24 protein-coding genes are annotated in these 24,835 nt (G+C 63.2%); 11 read left to right on the top strand and 13 right to left on the bottom strand.

Annotated features, from left to right (window positions below):
• Positions 1–17: 17 nt before the first annotated feature.
• Positions 18–1,295 (top strand): NAD(P)/FAD-dependent oxidoreductase, encoded by a 1,278-nt coding sequence (locus BLR26_RS03155; RefSeq protein WP_093377746.1) that lies wholly within the window; start codon positions 18–20, stop codon positions 1,293–1,295.
• The gene (locus tag BLR26_RS03150; protein ID WP_093377741.1) at positions 1,292–2,110 is read left to right on the top strand and encodes a sulfite exporter TauE/SafE family protein; all 819 of its coding nucleotides are present in this window, start codon (positions 1,292–1,294) and stop codon (positions 2,108–2,110) included. The genes BLR26_RS03155 and BLR26_RS03150 overlap by 4 nt, the downstream gene beginning before the upstream one ends.
• A gap of 4 nt (positions 2,111–2,114) precedes the next feature.
• On the opposite strand, the gene BLR26_RS03145 is transcribed toward BLR26_RS03150, so the two are convergent.
• Positions 2,115–3,002 (bottom strand): LysR family transcriptional regulator, encoded by an 888-nt coding sequence (locus BLR26_RS03145; protein WP_093377737.1) that lies wholly within the window; start codon positions 3,000–3,002, stop codon positions 2,115–2,117.
• 137 nt (positions 3,003–3,139) lie between these two features.
• Here BLR26_RS03145 and BLR26_RS03140 point away from each other — a divergent pair, with 137 nt between their 5' ends.
• Together BLR26_RS03140 and BLR26_RS03135 are read left to right on the top strand one after the other, a co-directional pair.
• Positions 3,140–4,789 carry a GMC family oxidoreductase gene (locus BLR26_RS03140; RefSeq protein WP_093377733.1) on the top strand — a complete coding sequence of 550 codons (1,650 nt, stop codon included), beginning with the start codon at positions 3,140–3,142 and terminating at the stop codon, positions 4,787–4,789.
• Positions 4,790–4,889: 100 nt separating this feature from the next.
• Positions 4,890–6,512 carry an MFS transporter gene (locus BLR26_RS03135; protein ID WP_045199370.1) on the top strand — a complete coding sequence of 541 codons (1,623 nt, stop codon included), beginning with the start codon at positions 4,890–4,892 and terminating at the stop codon, positions 6,510–6,512.
• Between the two features lie 174 nt (positions 6,513–6,686).
• Here the strand turns inward: BLR26_RS03135 and BLR26_RS03130 are convergent, their stop codons facing one another.
• From BLR26_RS03130 to glyQ, 4 genes are all read right to left on the bottom strand, one after another.
• Complete coding sequence (locus tag BLR26_RS03130) at positions 6,687–7,457, bottom strand: lysophospholipid acyltransferase family protein (protein WP_045199369.1); 771 nt, start codon at positions 7,455–7,457, stop codon at positions 6,687–6,689.
• A gap of 61 nt (positions 7,458–7,518) precedes the next feature.
• Positions 7,519–8,052, bottom strand: coding sequence for a D-glycero-beta-D-manno-heptose 1,7-bisphosphate 7-phosphatase (gmhB, locus tag BLR26_RS03125; RefSeq protein WP_093377728.1), 534 nt, complete (start codon positions 8,050–8,052; stop codon positions 7,519–7,521).
• Positions 8,053–8,055: 3 nt separating this feature from the next.
• Positions 8,056–10,110 carry a glycine--tRNA ligase subunit beta gene (glyS, locus tag BLR26_RS03120; RefSeq protein WP_093377723.1) on the bottom strand — a complete coding sequence of 685 codons (2,055 nt, stop codon included), beginning with the start codon at positions 10,108–10,110 and terminating at the stop codon, positions 8,056–8,058.
• Positions 10,107–11,054, bottom strand: coding sequence for a glycine--tRNA ligase subunit alpha (glyQ, locus tag BLR26_RS03115; RefSeq protein WP_045199646.1), 948 nt, complete (start codon positions 11,052–11,054; stop codon positions 10,107–10,109). The genes glyS and glyQ overlap by 4 nt, the downstream gene beginning before the upstream one ends.
• Positions 11,055–11,136: 82 nt before the next feature.
• On the opposite strand from glyQ, the gene BLR26_RS03110 reads away from it, so the two are divergent.
• Positions 11,137–11,688, top strand: a complete 552-nt coding sequence (locus BLR26_RS03110; protein WP_045199362.1) for a DNA-3-methyladenine glycosylase I — start codon at positions 11,137–11,139, stop codon at positions 11,686–11,688.
• A 39-nt stretch (positions 11,689–11,727) separates the two neighbouring features.
• A complete protein-coding gene (locus tag BLR26_RS03105; protein WP_093377718.1) occupies positions 11,728–12,615 on the top strand; it encodes a lysophospholipid acyltransferase in 888 nt (295 codons plus the stop codon).
• A gap of 75 nt (positions 12,616–12,690) precedes the next feature.
• Here BLR26_RS03105 and BLR26_RS03100 read toward each other — a convergent pair whose 3' ends face one another.
• The 5 genes from BLR26_RS03100 to def are packed head-to-tail and all read right to left on the bottom strand — an operon-like array spanning position 12,691 to position 17,212.
• Positions 12,691–13,002, bottom strand: a complete 312-nt coding sequence (locus BLR26_RS03100; protein ID WP_093377714.1) for a tetratricopeptide repeat protein — start codon at positions 13,000–13,002, stop codon at positions 12,691–12,693.
• A 13-nt stretch (positions 13,003–13,015) separates the two neighbouring features.
• Positions 13,016–14,389 (bottom strand): Trk system potassium transporter TrkA, encoded by a 1,374-nt coding sequence (gene trkA, locus BLR26_RS03095; protein WP_010222685.1) that lies wholly within the window; start codon positions 14,387–14,389, stop codon positions 13,016–13,018.
• Between the two features lie 19 nt (positions 14,390–14,408).
• Positions 14,409–15,719, bottom strand: a complete 1,311-nt coding sequence (gene rsmB, locus BLR26_RS03090; protein WP_093377709.1) for a 16S rRNA (cytosine(967)-C(5))-methyltransferase RsmB — start codon at positions 15,717–15,719, stop codon at positions 14,409–14,411.
• Positions 15,716–16,648, bottom strand: coding sequence for a methionyl-tRNA formyltransferase (fmt, locus tag BLR26_RS03085; protein ID WP_093377705.1), 933 nt, complete (start codon positions 16,646–16,648; stop codon positions 15,716–15,718). The genes rsmB and fmt overlap by 4 nt, the downstream gene beginning before the upstream one ends.
• A gap of 57 nt (positions 16,649–16,705) precedes the next feature.
• Complete coding sequence (gene def / locus BLR26_RS03080) at positions 16,706–17,212, bottom strand: peptide deformylase (RefSeq protein WP_038605133.1); 507 nt, start codon at positions 17,210–17,212, stop codon at positions 16,706–16,708.
• Between the two features lie 241 nt (positions 17,213–17,453).
• On the opposite strand from def, the gene dprA reads away from it, so the two are divergent.
• Positions 17,454–18,554 (top strand): DNA-processing protein DprA, encoded by a 1,101-nt coding sequence (gene dprA, locus BLR26_RS03075; RefSeq protein ID WP_093377700.1) that lies wholly within the window; start codon positions 17,454–17,456, stop codon positions 18,552–18,554.
• 37 nt (positions 18,555–18,591) lie between these two features.
• Positions 18,592–19,149, top strand: a complete 558-nt coding sequence (locus BLR26_RS03070; protein WP_045200754.1) for an L-threonylcarbamoyladenylate synthase type 1 TsaC — start codon at positions 18,592–18,594, stop codon at positions 19,147–19,149.
• Positions 19,150–19,224: 75 nt separating this feature from the next.
• Here BLR26_RS03070 and BLR26_RS03065 read toward each other — a convergent pair whose 3' ends face one another.
• Complete coding sequence (locus tag BLR26_RS03065; protein ID WP_045200753.1) at positions 19,225–20,202, bottom strand: NADPH:quinone reductase; 978 nt, start codon at positions 20,200–20,202, stop codon at positions 19,225–19,227.
• Positions 20,203–20,333: 131 nt separating this feature from the next.
• Between BLR26_RS03065 and hemF the strand changes: the two genes are divergently transcribed.
• Positions 20,334–21,260, top strand: a complete 927-nt coding sequence (gene hemF, locus BLR26_RS03060; RefSeq protein ID WP_045200751.1) for an oxygen-dependent coproporphyrinogen oxidase — start codon at positions 20,334–20,336, stop codon at positions 21,258–21,260.
• A gap of 54 nt (positions 21,261–21,314) precedes the next feature.
• Positions 21,315–22,139 carry a shikimate dehydrogenase gene (gene aroE, locus BLR26_RS03055; RefSeq protein ID WP_093377696.1) on the top strand — a complete coding sequence of 275 codons (825 nt, stop codon included), beginning with the start codon at positions 21,315–21,317 and terminating at the stop codon, positions 22,137–22,139.
• Here the strand turns inward: aroE and BLR26_RS03050 are convergent.
• Positions 22,136–23,707, bottom strand: a complete 1,572-nt coding sequence (locus tag BLR26_RS03050) for a SulP family inorganic anion transporter (RefSeq protein ID WP_093377691.1) — start codon at positions 23,705–23,707, stop codon at positions 22,136–22,138. The genes aroE and BLR26_RS03050 overlap by 4 nt on opposite strands.
• Positions 23,708–23,773: 66 nt before the next feature.
• Positions 23,774–24,391, bottom strand: coding sequence for an NAD(P)-dependent oxidoreductase (locus BLR26_RS03045; protein ID WP_045200745.1), 618 nt, complete (start codon positions 24,389–24,391; stop codon positions 23,774–23,776).
• Positions 24,392–24,468: 77 nt separating this feature from the next.
• On the opposite strand from BLR26_RS03045, the gene BLR26_RS03040 reads away from it, so the two are divergent.
• Positions 24,469–24,798 (top strand): DOPA 4,5-dioxygenase family protein, encoded by a 330-nt coding sequence (locus BLR26_RS03040; protein WP_093377686.1) that lies wholly within the window; start codon positions 24,469–24,471, stop codon positions 24,796–24,798.
• The last annotated feature ends 37 nt before the right edge of the window (positions 24,799–24,835 follow it).

The following is a 24,835-nucleotide window of genomic DNA, read 5'->3' as shown; positions in this document are numbered from 1 at the left end:
ATTAGAAGGACCCTGCCATGCTTGCTCAACTCTCCCCTGCCGAGGTGCCGAAAGGCGACCACCATAAAGTGCTGATCGTCGGTGCCGGTGCTGCCGGTGTCGCTGCCGCCTCCAGCTTGATCTGCCGCGACCCTTCGCTGGATGTCGCGATCATCGACCCGGCCGATGTGCACTATTACCAACCGGGCTGGACCATGGTCGGCGCCGGTATCTTCCAGGCGCCTTCGACGGCGCGCACCATGGCCTCGACCATTCCCGGCGGCGTGCAGTGGATCAAGGCGCGGGTCGAGAGCTTTGATCCGCAGGCGCAAACGGTGACGCTGAATGACGGGCGACTGCTCAGTTACGAACAGCTGGTGGTCTGCCCTGGGCTGAAGCTCGACTGGGATGCCATCGAGGGCTTGAGCGAAACCCTTGGGCGTAACGGCGTGACTTCCAACTACCGCTATGACCTGGCGCCCTACACCTGGCAACTGGTGCAGAACCTGCGTGAAGGCCGGGCGTTGTTCACCCAGCCGCCGATGCCGATCAAATGTGCCGGCGCACCGCAAAAGGCCCTGTACCTGTCGTGTGACCACTGGCTGCGCAACGGTCGGCTGGGCAACATCCAGGCGCAGTTCTTCAATGCCGGTGGCGTGCTGTTCGGGGTGCCTGACTATGTGCCGGCCTTGATGGAGTACATTGACAAGTACGCGGTAGACCTGCAGTACGCGCATCGCCTGGTGGCGGTCGATGGCCCGGGCAAGCGCGCTACCTTTGTGCGCACCTTGCCCGATGGCAGCAGCGAAACCCGGGTGCAGCCTTTCGACATGCTGCATGTGGTGCCGCCGCAGGTTGCCCCTGATTTTATTCGCAACAGCCCACTGGCTGACCAGGCCGGCTGGATCGATGTCGACCCGGCTACCCTGCGTCATAAACGCTATGGCAACATCCACGCCTTGGGCGATGGCATCAACACCAGCAATGCCAAGACTGCAGCGGCTGCGCGCAAGCAAGCGCCGGTGGTGGCCAACAATGTGCTGGTGGCGCTGGGGCGCCTGCCCAACCTCGCCCACTACGATGGTTATGGCTCCTGCCCGTTGACTGTCGAACGCGGCAAGATCGTGCTGGCCGAATTTACCTATGGCGGCAAGCTGGCGCCGAGCTTCCCGCGTTGGCTGCTCGATGGTCGCCGGCCAACGCGCCTGGCTTGGCTTCTGAAGGCGCAGATCCTGCCACCGCTGTACTGGCGTTGCATGCTCAAGGGCCGTGAGTGGCTGGCCAAGCCGCGGGTTGCCGCCGAGGGCCTGCGGTGATCGAGCATCAATTTCTTGCGGCTGGGCTGGGCGCGATCATTGGTGCGGTGCTGGCGCTGACCGGCGCCGGTGGCGGCATTCTGGCCGTACCCTTGCTGGTATTCGGTCTGGGCTTGTCGATGGTCGAGGCGGCGCCAGTCGGCTTGCTCGCCGTCGGCATGGCGGCGGCGGTGGGTGCCCTGTTGGGCCTGCGCCAAGGTCTGGTGCGTTATCGTGCGGCGTTGTTTGTGGCGGTGATCGGCATCGCGATTGCGCCCTTCGGCTTGATGCTTGCCCATCGCTTGCCGAACGGGCCGTTGGCTCTGACTTTCGCCGTGGTGCTGGTCTATGCCTGTGCACGCATGCTGCTCAAGGCGCACCGCGAACTCCGTGGCCAGCCACCACTGGGCCAACGCATGGTCATGCCCTGTGTGCTCAACCCCTTGCAGGGGCGGCTGCGCTGGACCCTGCCCTGCGCCCGCGCCCTGGCGTTTACCGGCGCGATGTCCGGATTGCTGTCGGGGTTGCTCGGGGTTGGCGGCGGCTTTGTAATCATCCCGGCGCTGAGCCGTTACACCAACCTGGACATGAAGAGCATCGTTGCCACTTCGCTGGCAGTGATCGCCCTGGTGTCGACCGGCAGCGTGGTCAGCGCCACGGTTGGCGGCGTCATGCATTGGTCTGTGGGCGCGCCGTTTGCCGGCGGTGCGGTGCTCGGGCTGCTGCTGGCGCGTCAGGTCGCCAGCAAACTGGCCGGGCCACGACTGCAGCAGATGTTTGCGACCGTGGGTATCTGTGCGGCGGTGCTGTTGGCGGCGAAAACCCTGGGCGGCTGAGGCCCTACTCCGCCAGCAAGGCGTCCTGCTCCTGCGCGCACAGGGCCAGGAGAAAATCCCAGACCACGCGCAGGCGCACCGACTTGTGCAGCTCACGGCGGGTACAGATCCAGTAGCTACGCTGGATGGTCTCGCTGGGCAGCACCCGCACCAGCGCCGGATCGTGGCGGGCCATGTAGTTGGGCAACACGGCAATGCCCAGGCCGGCGCGGGCCGCTTGTTGCTGGGCGATCACGCTGGTGCTGCGAAACACCACGTTGGGTGCCCGGCAGAAGCTGTTCAAAAACAGCAGCTCCTGGCTGAACAGCAGGTCGTCGACGTAGCCGATCCAGCTGTGCTTGGCCAGGTCTTCGCGGTGATTGAGCGCTGGTGCGTGGGCCAGGTACTCGGGGCTGGCGTACAGCGCCAAGCGGTAATCGGTAAGTTTGCGGGTTATCAACAGGTCGGCGTTGGGCCGCTCCAGGTGAATGCTGATCTCCGCTTCGCGGTTGAGGATGCTGACAAACCGCGGTACCGCCACCAGCTCCACCTCAAGGCCTGGGTAGCGTTCGAACAGGCTGCCCATGCGCGGGGTGAAGAACATGATGCCGATGCCTTCGGTGACTCCCAGGCGAATCTTGCCCAGCGGGGTGATGGCCTGGGTGATTTCTTCCTGGGCCAGCAGGGCGACGTTTTCCATGGCTTCGGCGTGCTTGAGCAGGGCCTGGCCGGAGGGCGTCAGTTCGTAGCCCTGGGCGTGCTGGACGAACAAGGCGGTACCCAGGCTCTGTTCGATATTGTCGATATGCCGGGCCACGGTGCTGTGGGTGGTGTTCAGACGTTTGGCCGCAGTCAGCAGCCGGCCGCTGCGCTGCAACTCGAGAAAAAACCGCAGATCATTCCAGTCGAACATGCTTTTCCTTGTGAATCAGGTGTTCACGGACGTTGTGTTAAAACGCACAGCACTTGAGTGAAATCTAACGTTTTCATCCCGAAATTAATCAATAACATGGGCTGGGACAAGAATAATAATCAGGCGCGAGGTTGCCCATGCCATCAGCCGATCCTGTCTACGACTATGTGGTGGTTGGTGCCGGTCCTGCCGGGTGCCTGCTAGCCAATCGCTTATCCGCCGACCCAGGCTGCCGGGTGCTGTTGCTCGAAGCCGGTGGGCGCGACAACTACCCCTGGATTCACATTCCGGTGGGTTACCTCTACTGCATCGGCAACCCACGCACCGACTGGTGCTTCAAGACCGAAGCGCAACCCGGCCTCAATGGCCGTGCTCTGGGTTATCCACGGGGCAAGGTGCTCGGTGGCTGTTCTTCGATCAACGGCATGATCTACATGCGTGGTCAGGCGGGCGATTACGATCGCTGGGCCGAGCAGGGCAATGCCGGTTGGGCGTGGAAGGATGTGCTGCCACTGTTCAAGGCCAGCGAAAACCACTTCGGTGGCGCCAGCGAAGCCCATGGCAACGAAGGCGAGTGGCGGGTCGAGCAGCAGCGCTACTCCTGGCCGATCCTCGATGCCTTCCGCGAAGCCGCGGCGCAGAGTGGTATCCCTAACGTTGCTGACTTCAACACTGGGGATAACCAGGGCTGTGGATACTTTCAGGTCAACCAGCGTTCCGGCATTCGCTGGAACTCGGCCAAGGCGTTTTTGCGCCCGATCCTTAAGCGCCCCAATCTGACGGTACTGACCGATGTACTGGTTGACCAGGTGGTGCTGGTAGAAGGCCGCGCTTCGCAGGTACGTGCTCGCTGGCAAGGCAATTGGCAGAACTTCAGCGCACGCCGGGAGATTATCCTGTGTGCCGGCTCCGTGGGTTCACCCGGTATTCTCCAGCGCTCGGGCATCGGCCCGCGTGGCTTGCTCGAGAGCCTGGGGATAACTGTTAGCCACGAATTGCCCGGGGTTGGCGGCAACCTGCAGGACCATCTGCAACTGCGCCTGATCTACCAGGTTACCCAGGCGCGCACCCTCAACCAGGTTGCCAACAGTCCCTGGGGCAAGCTCGGCATGGGCCTGCGTTACCTTTACGATCGCAGCGGCCCGCTGGCGATGGCGCCGAGCCAGTTGGGGGCGTTCGTGCGCTCCGGTCCGGAGCAGGCTTCGGCCAACCTGCAGTACCACGTGCAGCCCTTGTCGCTGGAGCGCTTTGGCGAGCCGCTGCACCGCTTCCCGGCGTTTACCGCCTCGGTGTGCAACCTGCGCCCGGCCAGCCGCGGGCGTATCGATATCCGCTCGGCCAACCCGGACGACGCGCCACTGATCGACCCCAACTACCTGAGCGACCCTGAAGACCTGCGCGTCGCCGCCCAAGCCATTCGCCTGACCCGCAAGATCGTCCAGGCCCCTGCCCTGGCGGCGTTCAGCCCGCGTGAGTATCTGCCAGGCCCCGACCTACAAAGCGAACAGCAGTTGCATGAAGCCGCCGGGCAGATCGGCACTACCATTTTCCACCCGGTAGGCACCTGCCGTATGGGCAACGGGCCGCTGGATGTGGTCGACGACCAGTTGCGCGTGCACGGCGTGCCGGGGTTGCGGGTTGCCGACGCCTCGATCATGCCGCAAATCGTCTCCGGCAATACCTGCTCCCCTACCCTGATGATTGCCGAAAAGGCGGCGCAATTGATTCGCCGGGAAAGCTTATCCACAAGCCGCATCGATGAAAAAAACGCAGTACCGACGCCCTGAACAGGGTGCGTAGCAACAACGACGCCGGACGCAGTCTGCCGGCGTCGACAGTGGAACAACAAGAATAATCACTGGGGCCTGCAGGCCGAGGACAGCAACGATGTCGGATTACATTCAAGAGCAGGGCGCTGCAACGGCGAGCACCAGCCGCCGGGAAGAACGCAAGATCATTTTCGCGTCATCCCTCGGGACAGTTTTCGAGTGGTATGACTTTTTTCTTTATGGGGCATTGGCCGCGGTCATCAGCAAGCAGTTCTTTGCCGGGGTGAACGACACCACTGCCTTTATCTTTGCCTTGATGGCCTTTGCCGCCGGCTTTCTCGTGCGGCCCTTCGGCGCGCTGGTGTTCGGCCGCCTGGGCGACATGATCGGGCGCAAGTACACCTTCCTGGTGACCATCGTGCTGATGGGCTTGTCGACCTTTGCCGTCGGCCTGTTGCCGACCTACGCCAGCATCGGCATTGCTGCACCGATCATTCTGGTGGTGTTGCGCATGCTGCAGGGCCTGGCGCTGGGTGGTGAGTACGGCGGCGCGGCGACTTACGTTGCCGAACACGCACCACCTGGCAAACGCGGCTTCCACACCGGTTTTATCCAGTCCACCGCGACCCTCGGCCTGCTGCTGTCGTTGTTGGTGGTGCTCGGCAGCCGTTACATCAGTGGCGACCAGTTCGAAGTCTGGGGCTGGCGCCTGCCGTTCCTGCTGTCGATCGTGCTGTTGGGGATTTCCACCTGGATCCGCATGAGCATGCACGAGTCGCCAGCCTTCGTGAAGATGAAGGCCCAGGGCAAGGCCAGTAAAGCGCCGATCCGTGAATCGTTCGGCTCCTGGCCCAACCTCAAAGTGGTACTCACTGCCCTGTTCAGCATCAACGCCGGGCAAGCGGTGACCTTCTACACCGCGCAGTTCTATGTGCTGTTCTTTCTTACCCAGATGCTCAAGATGGACCCGGCCCAGGCCAACACTTTGCTGATTATCAGCGTGGTGATCGGCGCGCCGTTCTTCGTGTTCTTCGGTTGGTTGTCGGACCGGGTCGGGCGCAAGCCAATCCTGATGCTCGGCTTGCTGCTGGCCACGGTACTGTACTTCCCACTGTTCAAGGCTCTGAGCCATTACGCCAACCCGCAGATCGACGCCGCCAGCCGCCAGGCCCCGATTGTGGTGATGGCCGATCCGCAAGGCTGCACCTTCCAGTTCGATCCGGTGGGCAAGGCGCGTTTTGACAGCCCCTGCGACAAGGTCAAAACCTTCCTGGTCAAACAGGGCCTGCCCTACAGCTCGGCTGAAGCGGCTGCTGGTGCCGAAGTGGTGGTGAGCATTGGCGAGCAGAAGATCAATGGGTTTGACGAAGCAGCCCTGCGTGCAGCGATCGAAAAAGCCGGCTACCCGGCCAAGGCCGATCCAGCCAGCGTCAACCAGCCGATGGTGGTGGTGCTGATCGTCGCCATGATCCTGATCGCGACCATGACCTACGGCCCGCTGGCGGCGGTGATGGTCGAGCTGTTCCCAACGCGTATCCGCTACACCTCGATGTCGCTGCCCTACCACATTGGCAACGGCTGGTTCGGCGGCTTCCTGCCCACCGTGTCCTTTGCCCTGGTGGTGTACACCGGCGACATCTTCTACGGGCTCTGGTACCCGGTACTGATCACCGGTATCAGCCTGGTGGTGGGGCTGTTCTGCCTGAAAGAAACCCGTGATGTGGATATCGACAAGGTGTGAGGATTTGCAGGCATAAAAAAAACCGGCGTAAGCGCCGGTTTTTTTATGCCGCGAAAAAACTTATGCACGATTTTCAGAAAACAGTCATACAGAGAAATAAGTAGCTAAATTAATCACTTAGCGCATTTTTCGTTAAGAAATCCAAATACTGTACACAAGTTATCCACAGATCGGTCAGGCCACGCCCTGCGCCGCGTTCGGCGCCGCTGCAGGCAGTGAGCCGAGCTCGCGCTGGGTCTGTTCATTCCAGGCTGCAGCACGATCGTTTAACTCGGCAATCGCCCGTGGGCCGCTGCCTTCGGCAAACATCGGGGCGCCAATTACCACCTCGATGGTGCCGGCACGTTTGCCCCAGCCCTGCTTGGGCCAGAACTTGCCGGCGTTGTGGGCGATCGGCAGTACCGGTAGGCCAGCGTTGACCGCCAACGCGGCCCCGCTGCGCGAGAACTTGCCAATCTGGCCGAACGGCACACGGGTGCCTTCGGGGAAGATCAGCACCCAGACGTTCTCCTTGAGCAATTTATCGCCCTTGCTGGCGACTTGCTTCAAGGCTGCCTTGGGGTTATCGCGGTCAATGGCGATCGGCCGCAGCATGGCCATGGCCCAGCCGAAGAACGGCACGTACAGCAGTTCACGCTTGAGCACTTGGCTCAAGGGCGAGAAATAGGCGGAAAGGAAAAAGGTTTCCCAGGTGCTCTGGTGGTTAGAGAGGATCACACAGGGTTGCTTGGGGATGTTTTCAGCCCCGGTGACCTTGACCTTGATGTTGAGAAACACCCGTACCAACACCAGCGCAAAGCGGCACCAGTAGACGTTGATGAAGCGGTAGCGGGCGCTGAAAGGCAAAAACGGCGCGATAAAAAAGCTCAGGGTGCACCACAGCAAGGAGCTGGTACCCAGCAGCAGGTAAAAAAGAAAAATTCTGATCGCCTGCAAGATCGACATAGCGGCATGTACCGTTGCGGGCTTGCCCGCCTAGTAAAAGTGCGCCTGTTATGCAGACGCGCTATTTGTGGATAAGTTCTCTGGCGATGGCTGCCAGATCATCGAAAATCAGCGTGTTTTCTGGAATTCCCTTGCTCAGGGTCTTCTCGCCTTTTCCGGTTTTTACCAGAACTGGTTGAGCATCGACGGCCAAAGCGGCTTCCAGGTCACCCTTACTATCACCGACAAACCACACGCCGGCCAGATTCACGCCGTAGTGCGCGGCAATGGTGGTGAGCATGCCCGGCTTGGGTTTGCGGCAGGCGCAGCCCTCATCGGGCCCGTGCGGGCAATAGACGATCAGCCCGACCTCGCCGCCCTGCTCGGCCACCAGCGTGCGCAATTGCGCGTGCATGGCCTCGAGGGTCGGCAGGTCGTAGTAGCCACGGGCAATGCCGGACTGGTTGGTGGCCACCGCCACCGTCCAGCCGGCTTTGCTCAACTGCGCAATCGCTTCGATCGAACCCGGGATCGGAATCCACTCGTTCAGCGACTTGATGTAGGCGTCGGAGTCCTGGTTGATCACCCCGTCCCGATCGAGAATCAGCAGCTTCAAGACTTACCCCAGCAGCGAAATGTCGGCCACGCCCAGGAACAGACCGCGCAGGCGGCTGAGCAGGGCATAACGGTTGGCGCGGACATTGGCGTCGTCGGCATTGACCATCACCGCCTCGAAGAAGGCGTCGACCGGTTCACGCAGAGCGGCCAGGCGTGCCAGCGATTCGCTGTACTGGCGCGCCGCAGCCATTGGCTGAACGGCCTGGTCGGCTTGCTGGATCGCCGAGTACAGGGAGAACTCGTTGGCGTTGTCGAAGTACTTCGGCTCGACCGTGGTGGCGACAGCGCCTTCGGCCTTGCTCAGCAGGTTTGACACGCGCTTGTTCACCGCGGCCAGGGCAGCGGCTTCCGGCAGCTGGCGGAAGGCCTGTACGGCCTGCACGCGCTGGTCGAAGTCCAGGGCCGAGCCTGGCTTGAGGGCACGCACCGACAGGTAGGTGGCAACGTCAATGCCTTCGTCTTCGTAACGGGCACGCAGACGATCGAAGACGAATTCCAGCACCTGCTCGGCCAGGCCCGCGGCCTTGACCTTGGCACCGAACTGGCTGACGGCGAAGTTCACTGCTTCGTTCAGGTCCAGGTCCAGCTGCTTCTCGATCAGGATGCGCAGTACGCCCAGCGCTGCACGACGCAGGGCATAGGGGTCTTTGCTACCGGTCGGGAGCATGCCGATACCGAAGATACCGACCAGGGTGTCGAGCTTGTCGGCAATCGCCACGGCCGCGCCGGTCAGGGTCGACGGCAGTTCGGCACCGGCACCGCGCGGCATGTACTGCTCGTTCAGGGCCAGGGCGACGTCTTGCGGCTCGCCGTCGTTGAGGGCGTAGTAGTAACCGGCAACACCCTGCATTTCAGGGAATTCACCGACCATCTCGGTGGCCAGGTCGCACTTCGACAGCAAACCTGCACGCGCCGCGCGCTGGGCGTCGCCGCCAATGCGCTGGGCGATGAAGGCGGCCAGTTTGGCAACCCGCTCGGCCTTGTCGAAGACGCTGCCCAACTGGGCCTGGAACACCACGTTCTGCAGGCGCTCGTTGAAGCTTTCCAGCGGCTGCTTCTTGTCTTGCTTGAAGAAGAACTCGGCGTCGGTCAGGCGCGGGCGCACGACCTTCTCGTTGCCTTCGACGATCTGCTTCGGATCGCGGCTCTCAACGTTGGCCACGGTGATGAAGCGCGGCAGCAGCTTGCCGTCGGCATCCAGCAGGCAGAAGTACTTCTGGTTGTCCTGCATGGTGGTGATCAGCGCTTCTTGCGGCACTTCCAGGAAGCGCTCTTCGAACGAGCACACCAGCGGCACAGGCCATTCAACCAGGGCGGTCACTTCATCGAGCAGGGCTGGCGGCGCGATGGCGCTGCCTTCCTGCTGCAGGGCGAGTTCGGCGGTACGCTTGCTGATCAGCTCGCGGCGCTCGGCAAAATCGGCCAGCACGTAGGCCTTGCGCAGGTCTTCCTGGTAATTGGCCGGGGCGCTGATGCGCACGTTTTCCGGGTGGTGGAAGCGGTGGCCACGGGATTCGCGACCGGCTTTCTGCGCCAGCAAGGTGCAGTCGACCACCTCGTCACCGAGCAGCATCACCAGCCACTGGGTTGGACGCACGAACTCTTCCTTGCGCGCACCCCAGCGCATGCGCTTGGGGATCGGCAGGTCGTTGAGCGAGTCTTCGACGATGGTTGGCAGCAGGCTGGCGGTGGCCTTGCCCGGAATGTGCTGGGAGAAGCGCAGCTTGGCGCCGCTCTGGTCGATATCCGACAGCTCTACACCGCACTTCTTGGCAAAACCCAGGGCGGCCTGGGTCGGGTTGCCGTCAGCGTCGAAGGCGGCCTGACGCGGCGGGCCGTCGAGGTTGACGCTGCGGTCCGGCTGCTGGGTGTCGAGGTTGCGGATGAGTACGGCCAGGCGGCGCGGCGCGGCGAACACCTGCTTGTCGGTGTAGTTCAGGCCAGCGGCCTGCAGGCCTTTCTCGATACCGGCGAGGAAGGCGTCACCGAGGCTGCTCAGGGCCTTGGGTGGCAGTTCTTCGGTGCCCAGTTCAACCAGGAAATCTTGAGCACTCATTGTGCAGCCTCCAGCTTAGCCAACACTTCATCACGCAATTCAGGGGACGCCATCGGGAAGCCCAGCTTGGCGCGGGCTTGCAGGTAGCTCTGGGCCACGGCCCGGGCCAGGGTCCGTACGCGCAGGATGTAACGCTGACGCTCGGTCACCGAGATGGCGCGACGGGCATCGAGCAGGTTGAAGGTGTGCGAGGCCTTGAGGACCATTTCATAGGTCGGCAGCGGCAGTTCCAGCTCGATCAGGCGGTTGGCTTCGCTTTCGTAGAAGTCGAACAGTTCGAACAGCTTCTCGACGTTGGCGTGCTCGAAGTTGTAGGTCGACTGCTCCACTTCGTTCTGGTGGAACACGTCGCCGTAGGTCACCGTGCCGAACGGGCCGTCGGTCCAGATCAGGTCGTAGACCGAATCTACGCCCTGCAGGTACATGGCCAGGCGCTCCAGGCCGTAGGTGATTTCACCAGTGACCGGGAAGCATTCGATGCCGCCCACTTGCTGGAAGTAGGTGAACTGCGTGACTTCCATGCCGTTGAGCCAGATTTCCCAACCCAGACCCCAGGCGCCGAGGGTCGGCGATTCCCAGTTGTCTTCGACGAAACGGATGTCGTGCACCAGCGGGTCGAGGCCGATGGCTTTCAGCGAGCCCAGGTACAGTTCCTGGAAATTCGCCGGGTTCGGCTTGAGGACCACCTGGAACTGATAGTAGTGCTGCAGGCGGTTCGGGTTTTCGCCATAACGGCCATCCGCCGGACGACGGCTAGGCTGCACATAGGCGGCGTTCCAGGTTTCCGGGCCGATGGCGCGCAGGAACGTGGCAGTATGGAAAGTGCCGGCGCCTACTTCCATATCGTAGGGCTGAAGCACCACACAACCTTGCTCGGCCCAGTAGTTCTGCAGGGCGAGGATCAAGTCTTGGAAGGTACGCACGGCTGGCGTAGGCTGGCTCACGAAATTCACCTGTTTCTAGGGCTGCGAATATAAAGAGCGGGAGTATAACCCGATTCGCGCAGGCCTCTACCCTTGGAGCCTTATGCCACGTTGCTTTTGGTGTACCGACGATCCGCTTTACCAGGCGTACCACGACCAGGAATGGGGCACGCCGCAGCGCGATCCGCGCCAGCTGTTCGAGATGCTCCTGCTCGAAGGCTTCCAGGCCGGGTTGTCGTGGATTACCGTGCTGAAAAAGCGCGAACGCTACCGCCAGGTGCTGTTCGGCTTCGACCCAGAGCGTCTGGCGCAGATGAGCGACGACGAAATTGAAGAGCGCATGCTTGATCCGGGCATCATCCGTAACCGCCTCAAGCTCAACGCCGCGCGGCGCAATGCGCGGGCCTGGCTGGCGCTGGAAAACCCCGGGCAATGGCTCTGGTCGTTCGTCGGCGGCGCGCCGAAGATCAATCATTTCGTCCAGCGCAGCGAGGTGCCGGCGGTCACCGACGAGGCCAAGGCAATGAGCAAGGCGCTGCAGAAAGCTGGCTTCACCTTTGTCGGACCGACCATTTGCTATGCCTTCATGCAGGCCACCGGCATGGTCATGGACCACACCACCGATTGTGATCGCTACGCCGCTCTGCTGCGCTGAGGGTTACAATGGCCGGCTTGCAGAAAGAGGAACCAGCCTGTGGATAAATTCAAGGGCGCCTTGATGGTCGGGGCGTTGCGGTTGTTTGCCAAGCTCCCTTGGGGCGCGGTACAGCGGGTCGGCGCAGCCATCGGCTGGATCATGTGGAAGGTGCCGAACAGTTCGCGCAACGTGGTGCGCATCAACCTGGCCAAATGCTTCCCGGAAATGGACCCGGTTGCCCGTGAGCAACTGGTGGGCCGGACCCTGATGGACATTGGCAAGTCCTTTACCGAAAGCGCCTGCGCCTGGATCTGGCCGGCCCAGCGTTCGCTCGACCTGGTGCGCGAGGTCGAAGGCCTGGAAGTGCTTGAGGCGGCCCTGGCCTCGGGCAAGGGCGTGGTTGGCATCACCAGCCACCTGGGCAATTGGGAAGTGCTCAACCACTTCTATTGCAGCCAGTGCAAACCGATCATTTTCTACCGCCCGCCCAAGCTCAAGGCGGTCGATGACCTGCTGCGCGAACAGCGCGTGCAATTGGGCAACCGCGTCGCGGCGTCGACCAAGGAAGGCATCCTGAGCATCATCAAGGAAGTGCGCAAAGGCGGTCAGGTGGGCATTCCGGCCGACCCGGAGCCGGCCGAGTCGGCGGGTATCTTCGTGCCGTTCTTCGCCACCAAGGCGCTGACCAGCAAGTTCGTGCCGAACATGCTCGCTGGCGGCAAGGCGGTCGGGGTGTTCCTGCATGCCTTGCGCCTGCCGGATGGTTCGGGCTTCAAGGTCATCCTGGAAGCCGCGCCCGAGGCGATGTACAGCGAAGACACCGAGACCTCGGCGGCGGCCATGAGCCAGGTGGTCGAGCGCTATGTGCGGGCATATCCGAGCCAGTACATGTGGAGCATGAAGCGCTTCAAGAAGCGCCCGCCGGGCGAGCCGCGCTGGTATTGAAAGCCCTATCGCGGGGCAAGCCCGCTCCCACAGTTATCCACAATCCCTGTAGGAGCGGGCTTGCCCCGCGATGGCTCAACTAGCCTTATCGAGCTTCTTCAGAAACACCGTCATCTCTTTCTCTGCCTGCTTGTCGCCGTGCGCGCGAGCCGCTTCCAGCCCCTGCTCCCAGGCCTTGCGCGCAGCTGCCAGGTCACCTTCGAGCTGATGCGCCTTGCCCAGCAGCTTCCACGCCGCCGAATACTTCGGGTCCTGCTCGACGCAGCGCTGTAAATGCACGGCCGCCTCGGCGCCGTTGCCTTCATCGAGCCAGGCCTTGCCCAGGCCAAAGCGCAACAGGGCGTTATCCACACCCTTGGCCAGCATCTTTTCCAGTGATTCGCGCATTCCAGCTCCCTCTTTAGAAGAAGCTCAACCCTACATGGAAGAGCTTCTCGACGTCACGGATGTACTTTTTATCCACAACGAAGAGGATCACGTGGTCGCCCGCTTCGATCACCGTGTCGTCATGGGCGATCAGCACTTCTTCGTCGCGGATGATTGCGCCGATGGTGGTGCCTGGTGGCAGGGCGATGTCTTCGATGGCCTTGCCGATTACCTTGCTCGACTTCGAGTCGCCATGGGCGATCGCCTCGATGGCCTCGGCCGCACCGCGGCGCAGTGAGTGCACGCTGACGATATCGCCGCGGCGCACGTGGGCCAGCAAGGTGCCGATGGTGGCCAGCTGCGGGCTGATGGCGATGTCGATTTCGCCGCCCTGGACCAGGTCGACGTAGGCCGGGTTGTTGATGATGGTCATCACCTTGCGCGCGCCCAGGCGCTTGGCCAGCAGCGAGGACATGATGTTGGCTTCGTCGTCGTTGGTCAGGGCCAGGAAGATGTCGGCTTCGGCGATGTTCTCTTCAAGCATCAGGTCGCGGTCCGAGGCACTGCCCTGCAACACCACGGTGCTTTCCAGGGTGTCGGACAGGTGCCGGCAACGGGCCGGGTTCATCTCGATGATTTTCACCTGGTAGCGGCTTTCGATCGCCTCGGCCAGGCGCTCGCCGATTTGCCCACCGCCAGCGATGACCACGCGCTTGTTGGTTTCGTCGATGCGCCGCAACTCGCCCATCACCGCGCGGATGTGCGCCTTGGCGGCAATGAAGAACACTTCGTCGTCGGCTTCGATGACCGTGTCGCCCTGCGGCAGGATCGGCCGGTCGCGGCGGAAGATTGCCGCTACGCGGGTGTCGACATTGGGCATGTGCGCGCGGATCTGGCGCAATTGCTGGCCCACCAGCGGCCCGCCGTAGTAGGCCTTGACGGCTACCAGCTGGGCCTTGCCCTCGGCGAAGTCGATCACCTGCAGGGCGCCGGGGTGTTCGATCAGGCGCTTGATGTAGTGGGTGACCACCTGCTCGGGGCTGATCAGCACGTCGACCGGAATGGCGTCGTTGTCGAACAGCCCGGCGCGGGTCAGGTAGGCCGATTCGCGCACCCGGGCGATCTTGGTCGGGGTGTGGAACAGGGTATGGGCAACCTGGCAGGCGACCATGTTGGTCTCGTCGCTGTTGGTGACCGCCACCAGCATGTCGGCATCGTCGGCGCCGGCCTGGCGCAGCACGGTCGGGAAGGAGGCGCGGCCCTGCACGGTACGGATGTCGAGGCGGTCGCCGAGGTCGCGCAGGCGGTCGCCATCGGTGTCGACCACGGTGATATCGTTGGCTTCGCTGGCCAGGTGTTCAGCCAGCGTGCCGCCGACCTGCCCTGCGCCGAGGATGATGATCTTCATCCGCTGTTCCTTTCTCTTGTTATCCGCGCGCGGCGGCGATTTTGATCAGCTTGGCATAGTAGAAGCCGTCGTGTCCGCCTGCCTGGGCCAGCAACTGGCGGCCATGGGGCTGGCGGATACCGGCCTGGGTCGCCAGGTCCAGCTCACGGGCGCCGGGAGTGCGGGCGAGGAAGGCCTCGATCACTTCGGTGTTTTCCGTCGGCAGCGTCGAGCAGGTGGCGTAGAGCAGGATGCCGCCGACCTCAAGGGTTGGCCACAGGGCGTCAAGCAGCTCGCCTTGCAGGCTGGCCAGGGCGGCAATGTCATCGGCCTGGCGGGTCAGCTTGATGTCCGGATGGCGGCGGATTACGCCGGTGGCCGAGCACGGCGCGTCGAGCAGGATGCGCTGGAAGCCCTTGCCGTCCCACCAGCTGGCGGTGTCGCGGGCGTCGCAGGCGATCAACTGGGCGTCGAGGCCGAGACGATCGAGGTTCTCGCGCACGCGGGTCAGGCGCTTGGCTTCCAGGTCGATGGCGACCACGGCGTCGAGCCCGGCCTGGGCTTCGAGCAGATGGCAGGTCTTGCCGCCCGGGGCGCAGCAGGCGTCGAGCACGCGCTGGCCGGGGGCCAGGTCGAGCAAGTCGGCGGCCAGTTGTGCGGCTTCGTCCTGGACGCTGATCCAGCCCTGGTCGAAACCGGGCAGGCCACGTACATCGCAGGCTTCAGCGAGCAAGATGCCGTCGCCGCTGAACTGGCACGGCGCCGCTTCAAGGCCGGCTTCACCCAGCAGTTCGAGGTAGGCATCACGGCTGTGATGGCGTCGGTTGACCCGCAGGATCATCGGCGGGTGGGCATTGTTGGCGGCGCAGATGGCCTCCCACTGCTCGGGCCAGAACGCCTTGAGCGACTTTTGCAGCCAGCGCGGGTGCGCGGTGCGCACGACCGGGTCGCGCTCAAGCTCGGCGAAGATATCGCCGCTTTCGCGTTGCGCACGGCGCAGCACGGCGTTGAGCAAACCCTTGGCCCAGGGCTTTTTCAGCTTGTCGGCGCAGCCGACGGTCTCGCCGATGGCGGCGTGGGCGGGGATGCGCGTGTAGAGCAACTGGTACAGGCCGACCAGCAGCAGCGCCTCGACGTCGGCATCGGCGGCCTTGAACGGTTTTTGCAGCAGGCGTTCGGCCAGGGCCGACAGCCGTGGCTGCCAGCGCGCAGTGCCGAAGGCCAGGTCCTGGGTCAGGCCACGGTCACGCACTTCGACCTTGTCCAGCTGGCTTGGCAGCGAGCTGTTCAGCGACGCCTTGCCACTGAGTACTGCCGCCAGGGCGCGGGCGGCTGCCAGACGTGGATTCATTGGCCAAGCACCGTGCCGGTGGTGAATTTCTCGCGGCGGCTGTTGAACAGGTCGCTGAAGTTCAGCGCCTTGCCACCCGGCAATTGCAGGCGGGTCAGGCACAGCGCCTGCTCGCCGCAGGCGACGATCAGGCCGTCCTTGCTGGCAGAGAGGATTTCACCCGGGTTGCCGGAGCCTGTGGATAAGTTCGCGCCGAGCACCTTCAGGGCTTCACCGTTGAGGGTGCTGTGGCAGATCGGCCACGGGTTGAAGGCGCGAATCAGGCGCTCCAGCTCAACGGCCGGGCGGCTCCAGTCCAGGCGCGCTTCGTCCTTGTTCAGCTTGTGTGCATAAGTGGCCAGGCTGTCGTCCTGGACTTCACCCTGCAAGGTGCCCGCGGCGAGACCGGCAACGGCTTCGAGCACGGCCGGCGGGCCCATTTCGGCCAGGCGGTCGTGCAAGCTGCCACCCGTGTCGCTGGCGCTGATCGGGGTGCTGACCTTGAGCAGCATTGGCCCGGTGTCCAGGCCTGCTTCCATGCGCATCACGGTGACGCCGCTTTCGCTGTCACCAGCTTCGACCGCGCGCTGGATCGGCGCTGCGCCACGCCAGCGCGGCAGCAGCGAGGCGTGGCTGTTGATGCAGCCCAGGCGCGGAATATCCAGGACCGCCTGGGGCAGGATCAGGCCATAGGCGACCACTACCATCAGGTCCGGCTTGAGCGCCGCCAGCTCCGCTTGGGCCTCGGCATTGCGCAGGGTCGCTGGTTGCAGCACCGCAATGGCGTTATCCACAGCCAATTGCTTGACCGCGCTGGGCATCAGTTTTTGCCCACGACCGGCCGGACGGTCCGGTTGGGTGTAGACCGCTACCACTTCATAGGGGCTGGCGATCAGGGCCTTGAGGTGTTCGGCGGCAAACTCTGGGGTGCCTGCGAAGACAATGCGCATGGAGTTCTCGCTTAAAAAGAAAAAGGCTTGCCGGAGCAAGCCTTTGGGAAGAGCAGATCAAGCTTGCTGGCGATGCTGTTTTTCCAGCTTCTTCTTGATCCGGTCGCGTTTGAGCGTCGACAGGTAATCAACGAACAGCTTGCCGTTGAGGTGATCGCATTCGTGCTGGATGCACACCGCCAGCAGGCCTTCGGCGATCAGCTCGTACGGCTTGCCGTCGCGGTCCAGCGCCTTGACCTTGACCCGCACCGGGCGGTCGACGTTCTCGTAGAAGCCGGGCACCGACAGGCAGCCTTCCTGATACTGGTCCATTTCGTCGGTCAGCATCTCGAGCTCGGGGTTGATGAACACCCGTGGCTCGCTGCGATCTTCGCTCAGGTCCATGACCACGATGCGCTTGTGCACGTTGATCTGGGTAGCGGCAAGGCCGATGCCAGGGGCTTCGTACATGGTTTCAAACATGTCATCGATCAACTGGCGAACGCCGTCGTCGACTTCGGTCACCGGCTTGGCGATGGTGCGAAGGCGCGGGTCCGGGAATTCGAGGATGTTCAGAATGGCCATAAGCGTATGAGCTGCACTGTGCGATGAATTACAAACATGAGTACACATAATAAAGGGATTCGGCGCATTCGGCACCTGGCAAAGGTCAGCTAAGGTTTCAGGGTGCTTTTCCACCCATGGCGCCAAGCCTGAAAGAATGCCGCCGAGGGAAATCCGTCAACCGGTTGTCAAAGTATTATCAACAGAGTTATCCACAGCTTGTTCACGGCTGGCCCACGCTTCCCGATCAAGGATGATCGTCATGTCGCAACCCTTATCGCCGGCGTGTTCTCCCGCCGAACTCGAAGCGCGATTGCGCCTTCACTTGCTGCCGTCCCTAGGGCCGCGGCGTTTTCACACATTGATCCAGGCCTTTGGCAATGCCTCGGCAGCGCTCAGTGCGCCGGCCACGGCCTGGCGTACGCTGGGCGTACCCGCAGACAGCAGCGATGCCCGGCGCAGCCTTGAAGTACGCGAAGGCGTCGCCGCGGCAATGCGCTGGCTAGAGGCCCGCGACCAGCATTTACTGATGTGGGACGACCCTGGCTATCCAGGTTTGCTGGCGGAACTGGGCGACGCCCCACCGCTGCTGTTCATCGCCGGCAACCCGGCGATTCTGGAAAAACCCCAGCTGGCGATCGTCGGCAGCCGCAGGGCATCGAGGCCGGCGCTCGATACGGCTGCGGCCTTCTCGCGCAGCCTCGCTCGGGGTGGTTTTGTCATTACCAGCGGCCTGGCCCTGGGCGTCGATGGCGCCGCACACCAGGCTGCCCTGGACGCTGGCGGGCAGACCATCGGCGTGCTCGGCACAGGGCTGCAAAAACTTTATCCACAGCGGCACAGAGCGCTGGCGGCGGCGATGATCGAGCAAGGTAGCGCGGTGGTCTCCGAGTTTCCGCTGGATGCCGGGCCCGTTGCGGGCAACTTTCCCCGGCGTAACCGGATCATCAGTGGCCTGTCGCTGGGTGTATTGGTGGTCGAGGCGAGCCTTGCCAGTGGCTCGCTGATCACCGCGCGTTTGGCGGCCGAGCAAGGCCGCGAGGTATATGCCATTCCGGGTTCGATTCATCACCCGGGATCCAAGGGGTGTCACCAGTTGATTCGCGACGGCGCCTTGCTGGTGGAGACTGTCGATCAGATCGTCGAAACCCTGCAGGGTTGGCAACGCTTGCCGCCGTTGCAGGTGGACGCCATTGCCGGCCATGAACTGGTCGATCTGTTGCTGGCCGCACCGCAAACTACCGAGGGCCTGGCCAGCAGCAGCGGCTGGCCGTTGCCCCGGGTGCTGGCGGCGCTGACCGAGCTGGAACTGGCTGGAAGGGTCTGTAGTGAAGCCGGGCGTTGGTTTGCCCGGCCCGGCTAAGTACACTGCTCATCTGCCTTTATGCGGAGTGAAAACAATGGTGAGCAGTTGGCGTGTGCAACAAGCCGCGCGTGAAATTCGGGCCGGTGCGGTGATTGCCTATCCGACCGAGGCGGTCTGGGGCCTGGGCTGTGACCCATGGAACGAAGAGGCGGTGGATCGCCTGCTGGCGATCAAGTCGCGTTCGGTCGATAAGGGTCTGATCCTGATCGCCGACAATATCCGCCAGTTCGACTTCCTTTTCGAGGATTTCCCTGAAACCTGGCTCGACCGCATGTCTGCCACCTGGCCGGGGCCGAACACCTGGCTGGTGCCACATCAGAACCTGCTGCCCGAGTGGATAACCGGGGTGCACGACACCGTGGCGTTGCGCGTTAGCGATCACCCGGTGGTACGTGACCTTTGTGCATTGGTCGGCCCGCTGATTTCCACTTCAGCCAACCCGCAAGGTCGCCCGGCAGCCAAGACCCGCTTGCGCGTCGAGCAGTACTTCCGTGGACAGTTGGACCTGGTGCTCGGTGGCGCTTTGGGCGGGCGGCGTAACCCGAGTGTGATTCGCGATTTGGCGAGCGGTGAGGTTGTGCGGGCTGGTTGAGGCCAATCGCGGGACAAGCCCGCTCCTAGCGACTGTGTAGGAGCGGGCTTGTCCCGCGATCAATTCACCACTGTTTCAAGGCAGCAACACCGTCGACCCCACTGTCCTGCGCGCCGACAGCTCGCTCTGCGCCTTGGCCGCCTCGCTCAGTGGATAACGCTGGTGGATATCCACAGCCAGCTTGCCGCTGGCGATCATCGCAAACAGGTCGTCGGCCATGGCCTGGGTGTTCTCGGCGTTGTTGGCGTAGCTGGCCAGGGTTGGCCGGGTGACATACAGCGAGCCCTTCTGCGCCAGTATTCCCAGATTAACCCCGCTCACCGCCCCTGAGGCATTGCCGAAGCTGACCATCAGCCCGCGCGGCGCCAGGCAGTCCAGTGAGGTCAGCCAGGTGTCCTGGCCAACGCCGTCGTACACCACCGGGCATTTCTTGCCGTCGGTCAGCTCCAGCACTCGCTGGGCGACGTCTTCCCGGCTGTAGTCGATGGTTGCCCAGGCGCCCAGGGCCTTGGCCCGCTCGGCTTTCTCGGCAGAACTGACAGTACCGATCAACCTGGCGCCCAGGGCTTTGGCCCATTGGCAGGCCAGGGAACCGACGCCACCAGCGGCGGCGTGGAACAAAATGGTCTCGCCCGGCTGCACTGCGTAGGTCTGCTTGAGCAGGTACTGCACGGTCAGGCCCTTGAGCATCACCGCCGCCGCCTGCTCAAAGCTGATGCTGTCGGGGAGTTTGACCAGATTGGCTTCGGGCAGCACGTGCACTTCGCTGTAGGCTCCGAGCGGGCCGCCGGCGTAGGCGACGCGATCGCCAACCTTGAGCCGGCTGACCTGCTCGCCTACCGCCTCGACCACCCCGGCGCCTTCGGTACCCAGCCCGGAGGGCAGCGACGGCGGAGCATAGAGGCCGCTGCGAAAGTAGGTGTCGATGAAGTTCAGGCCGATCGCCTGGTTTCGCACGCGAACCTGCTGCGGGCCGGGCGCTGCCGGCTCGAAGTCGACCAGGGTCAGGACTTCGGGGCCGCCATGCTGGCTGAACTGGATACGCTTGGCCATCTGCACTCTCCTGAAGCTAGCGGGAAAACCCCTATCGGACGCCTTTGCTTGATCGCCGTCAACTGCGGCCAGCCCGCCGCCGGTGGTATGCTACGCGCCGAATTTGCCTTAGCCCGCTTCCAGGTGACCTGATGACTAGCCGCACCGAGGCCGTGAAAGCCTACCTGCTCGACCTGCAAGACCGTATCTGCACCGCCCTCGAAAACGAAGACGGCGGCGCCCGTTTTGTCGAGGACGCCTGGACGCGCGAGGCCGGCGGTGGCGGGCGGACCCGGGTGATCGGCGACGGCAAGGTCATCGAAAAAGGCGGTGTGAACTTCTCCCACGTATTCGGCAGCGGTTTGCCGCCGTCGGCCAGTGCTCATCGACCAGAACTGGCCGGGCGCGGTTTCGAAGCCCTGGGGGTGTCGCTGGTGATCCACCCGCACAACCCGCATGTGCCGACTTCCCACGCTAACGTGCGGTTTTTCATCGCCGAGAAAGAAGGCGAAGAAGCGGTCTGGTGGTTTGGCGGCGGCTTCGACCTGACCCCCTACTACGGCAACGAAGAAGACTGCGTGCACTGGCACCAGGTTGCCGAGCGCGCCTGTGCGCCGTTCGGTGCCGATGTTTATCCGCGCTATAAGGCCTGGTGCGACCGCTACTTTCATCTCAAGCACCGTGGCGAGCCTCGCGGCATCGGCGGTCTGTTCTTCGATGACCTCAACGAGTGGGACTTCGACACCTGCTTCGCTTTCATCCGCGCCATCGGCGATGCCTATGTCGAGGCCTACCTGCCGATCATCCAGCGCCGTAAAGACCAGCCCTATAGCGCCGAGCAGCGTGAGTTCCAGGAATACCGTCGCGGCCGTTATGTCGAGTTCAACCTGGTTTACGATCGTGGCACGCTGTTCGGCCTGCAATCGGGCGGGCGTACCGAATCGATCCTCATGTCGCTGCCACCGCAGGTGCGTTGGGGGTACGATTGGAAGGCCGCGCCAGGCAGCGAAGAAGCGCGCCTGACCGAGTATTTCCTGCAGGACCGTGACTGGCTTGGTGAGGCCAAGGCCAGCCACTGAGCCGTTGTGGATAACTTTCCGGCCCTGCCCGACCTTGACCCAGGAACCGCCTGAATGGACCAGTACGTTGTATTCGGCAACCCGATCGGCCACAGCAAATCACCGCTGATCCATCGCCTGTTCGCCGACCAGACCGGCCAGCAACTGGAGTACAGCACCCTGCTGGCGCCGCTGGATGACTTCAGCATGTGCGCCCAGGGCTTTTTCAAGCAGGGCCTGGGTGCCAACGTCACCGTGCCGTTCAAGGAAGAAGCCTATCGCCTGGTCGATAGCCTGACCCCACGGGCCCAGCGCGCGGGGGCGGTAAATACCCTGAGCAAGCTCGCCGATGGCACCTTGCAGGGCGACAACACCGATGGCGCCGGCCTGGTCCGCGACCTTACCGTCAATGCCGGGGTGCCACTGAGTGGCAAGCGCATCCTGTTGCTCGGCGCCGGCGGTGCCGTGCGCGGGGTGCTGGAGCCATTGCTGGCGCACAACCCGGCTTCGCTGGTAATCGCCAACCGCACGGTGGAAAAAGCCGAGCAACTGGCCCGTGAATTCGCCGACCTGGGGCCGGTGGCTGCCAGCGGCTTCGACTGGCTTGAAGAGCCGGTCGACCTGATCATCAACGCCACCTCGGCGAGCCTTGCCGGTGAGCTGCCGCCGATCTCCCCTAGCCTGATCGAGCCCGGCAAGACCGTGTGCTACGACATGATGTATGGCAAGGAGCCTACGCCTTTCTGCCGTTGGGCCAGCGAGCACAAGGCGGCCAAGGTCCTCGATGGCTTGGGTATGCTTGCCGAGCAGGCCGCCGAGGCGTTCTACATCTGGCGCGGCGTGCGCCCCGACACCGCGCCGGTGCTCGACGAACTGCGCCGTCAACTGGCGCGCGGCTAATCTTCGAAGCGGATCGGGCAGTGCGCTGCCCCCTCCAGCTTGTGCAACTCCTCGATCACTTGCGCCCGCGCCCGGCGCAGCGTCAGGCTGCCGCCAGCACGACCCAGGCGGCGCGCTTCGCGATGAAGCATGTCGACCCCGGAATAATCGATGAAGTTGATCTGCCGGGCATCGATCACTACCTGCGGCCCTGGGCAACGCTGCAAGCGCACCTGCAGGTAGTGGCTGGCGCCGAAGAAGATTGACCCACCCACCCGCAACACGTCGGCATCCCCTTCGCGGGACTGCTGCACCCGTGGCCGTGAGGTGCGTTTGAGGTAAAAGAACAGCGACGCCAGCACCCCGGCGTAGATCGCCGTTTGCAGCTCGAGCAACAGTGTTGCTGCTGCCGTTAGGGCCATCACCAGGAATTCCGAACGGCTGACGCGAAACAGCGCGCGGATCGCCCGATGATCGACCAGGCCCCAGCAGATCAGCAGGATGCTGCCGGCCATGGCCGGGATCGGAATATGCGCGATCAGCCCCGCCCCTGCTACTGCAAACAACGTTACCCACAGGGCGGAAAACACCCCGGCCAGGGGCGAGCGGGCGCCGGCCTCATAGCTGAGCCCGGAGCGGGTGAAGGAACCGGATGACAGGTAGCCGGAGAAAAACCCCCCGACCATGTTTGAAAGGCCCTGGGCGCGGATTTCCTGGTTGGCATCGATCAGTTGCTCGGAGCGTGCTGACAGCGAGCGGGCAATCGACAGGCTGGTAACCAGGCCAAGCATGCCGACCGCCACGGCGCTGGGTAGCAGACGCAAAATCAGCTCCAGGTCCAGCAGCGGCAAGGGGCTTATCGGTGGAAGCTGACCGATGAAGCCGGGCACCAACTGCACATGGCCGAAAACACCTGGGAGCAGCCAGACCAGCACGCTGGCCACCGCCAGAGTTATCAACAGGCCCGGCCAGCGCGGCTGCAACAGCTTCAACGCAATACCCAGCAGCAGCGTACCCAGCCCCAGCAACAACGAGGGCCAATCCACCTCCGGGGCATGCGCCAGCAGGTTTTGCACGGTCTTCAGCGCGGTGGCCTGGCTGGGCAAGTCGATACCCATCAGGTTGGGCAATTGCCCGAGGGCAATGACCAGCGCAGCACCGAGGGTGAAACCCAGCACTACCGACTGCGAGACGAAATTGACCAGCGCGCCGAAGCGCAGCAGCCCCAGCAACCACTGAAACACCCCGGCGAGGAAGGTCAGCAGCAGGATCAGGGTGATGTAGTCACTGCTGCCCGCAACTGCCAGGGGGCTGATGCTGGCATAGAGGACAATCGAGATTGCCGCCGTCGGCCCGCAGATCAGGTGCCAGGACGAGCCCCACAGGCAGGCGATGATCACCGGTACGATCGCTGCGTACAGCCCGTACTCGGCCGGCAGCCCGGCAATCAGGGCATAGGCGATTGATTGCGGCAGGGCCAGGATCGCCCCGCTCAGGCCCACCAGCAGATCGCGACGCACGCTGGCCCCGGTCTGGGGCGCCAACCAGGTGAGAAACGGCAGCAGTCGGTGGCGGTCAGGCCAGGCCATGAGCACTCTCTATTGCAGGCGGAAGCTGTTCAGGGTGCGATGTCGGGCGCTCGGGTGCAAGCCGCGTCAGAAAACAAAGTTCACATGCTCGCCATGGTGCAGCTTGAGCTCCAGGGCATCGACCATGGCCGCTGCCACTCGGGCCAGGCGTTGCAGTGGTTCGGCCAGGCCCGGCTCGAGGGTGCCATGGGTCTGGTGAAAATGCTCGATGCCCAGGCCGGCAACTTGCTGCGGGGTGTTGATCAGGGTCCAGTGCAGCGGGCTGCGCTGCAACAGGTCGACGATCCGCTCGGCGCAGGCCCGTTGCTGCCGATTGTGCCCCTCGCTTTGCTCCAGTACGGTGAAATCGCCCACCAGCAATAGCCGGCGTATAGTGGTGCGGGACATGCCGGCGATCAGCGCCTGGCTCATGCGCAGTTGCGTGGCAAAGTCATCGGGCGCCAGTGCTGGCAACAGGCAGACCACCGCCGAGCCGCCGGCCACGCTTTGTTCGGCCTGATCGGCAGTATCGAGGCCGCCGGTCTTGAAGTGCAGGCCGGGGCGCGGTGCCAGGGTATTGAGATCATCGACCACGGCGATCACCTCATGCTGGCGCTTGAGCAATTCGGCCATCAGGGCGCTGCCCAGGCTGCTCAAACCTCCAAGCAGGACCAGTTTGAACACTGGGGTTTCGGCATTTTTCACCAGATCACTCCATTGGCAACGGGTGATCGTTTGACCCGCGTAGCCAGGCGCAGGTTCGTTGCGATTAAGGAGTTTTCGTGCAAAGGATCAAGGGCTATCACGCGCATATCTACTATGACGCCAGCACCCTGGAGCAGGCTCGCCAGTTGTGCGAAGAAGCCGCTCGGCTGTTTCCGGTGACCATGGGGCGCATGCATCAGAAGCCGGTCGGGCCGCACCCGGACTGGAGCTGCCAGTTGGCCTTCGGGCCTGAAGTGGTGGGGGTGGTGCTGCCCTGGCTGGCGTTATATCGCCAAGGGCTGGTGGTGTTTCTGCATCCGTTGACTGGTGACGAGCTGGCCGATCATCGTGATCATGCGATCTGGATGGGGGCGGTGCGGCCGCTGGATCTTTCGATTTTCAAGTAATTTTTGGTTCCGGGGTAGGAGCGGGCTTGCCCCGCGA

The organism is Pseudomonas sp. UC 17F4 (assembly GCF_900101695.1).
In the GTDB taxonomy this organism is placed as follows: Bacteria; Pseudomonadota; Gammaproteobacteria; order Pseudomonadales; family Pseudomonadaceae; genus Aquipseudomonas.
This window is presented reverse-complemented; position numbering and strand designations above follow the sequence as displayed.

Bases quoted from the DNA above. Each gene is read 5' to 3' on its own strand.
- BLR26_RS03065 (WP_045200753.1), bottom strand. From the start codon at position 20,202: ATGGCCAAGCGTATCCAGTTCAGCCAGCATGGCGGCCCCGAAGTCCTG.
- BLR26_RS03130 (WP_045199369.1), bottom strand. From the start codon at position 7,457: ATGTCGATCTTGCAGGCGATCAGAATTTTTCTTTTTTACCTGCTGCTG.
- BLR26_RS03110 (WP_045199362.1), top strand. From the start codon at position 11,137: ATGCCACGTTGCTTTTGGTGTACCGACGATCCGCTTTACCAGGCGTAC.
- def (WP_038605133.1), bottom strand. From the start codon at position 17,212: ATGGCCATTCTGAACATCCTCGAATTCCCGGACCCGCGCCTTCGCACC.
- hemF (WP_045200751.1), top strand. From the start codon at position 20,334: ATGACTAGCCGCACCGAGGCCGTGAAAGCCTACCTGCTCGACCTGCAA.
- rsmB (WP_093377709.1), bottom strand. From the start codon at position 15,719: ATGAATCCACGTCTGGCAGCCGCCCGCGCCCTGGCGGCAGTACTCAGT.
- trkA (WP_010222685.1), bottom strand. From the start codon at position 14,389: ATGAAGATCATCATCCTCGGCGCAGGGCAGGTCGGCGGCACGCTGGCT.
- fmt (WP_093377705.1), bottom strand. From the start codon at position 16,648: ATGCGCATTGTCTTCGCAGGCACCCCAGAGTTTGCCGCCGAACACCTC.
- BLR26_RS03135 (WP_045199370.1), top strand. From the start codon at position 4,890: ATGTCGGATTACATTCAAGAGCAGGGCGCTGCAACGGCGAGCACCAGC.
- BLR26_RS03050 (WP_093377691.1), bottom strand. From the start codon at position 23,707: ATGGCCTGGCCTGACCGCCACCGACTGCTGCCGTTTCTCACCTGGTTG.
- dprA (WP_093377700.1), top strand. From the start codon at position 17,454: ATGTCGCAACCCTTATCGCCGGCGTGTTCTCCCGCCGAACTCGAAGCG.
- BLR26_RS03140 (WP_093377733.1), top strand. From the start codon at position 3,140: ATGCCATCAGCCGATCCTGTCTACGACTATGTGGTGGTTGGTGCCGGT.
- glyS (WP_093377723.1), bottom strand. From the start codon at position 10,110: ATGAGTGCTCAAGATTTCCTGGTTGAACTGGGCACCGAAGAACTGCCA.
- BLR26_RS03070 (WP_045200754.1), top strand. From the start codon at position 18,592: ATGGTGAGCAGTTGGCGTGTGCAACAAGCCGCGCGTGAAATTCGGGCC.
- BLR26_RS03145 (WP_093377737.1), bottom strand. From the start codon at position 3,002: ATGTTCGACTGGAATGATCTGCGGTTTTTTCTCGAGTTGCAGCGCAGC.
- BLR26_RS03100 (WP_093377714.1), bottom strand. From the start codon at position 13,002: ATGCGCGAATCACTGGAAAAGATGCTGGCCAAGGGTGTGGATAACGCC.
- BLR26_RS03155 (WP_093377746.1), top strand. From the start codon at position 18: ATGCTTGCTCAACTCTCCCCTGCCGAGGTGCCGAAAGGCGACCACCAT.
- aroE (WP_093377696.1), top strand. From the start codon at position 21,315: ATGGACCAGTACGTTGTATTCGGCAACCCGATCGGCCACAGCAAATCA.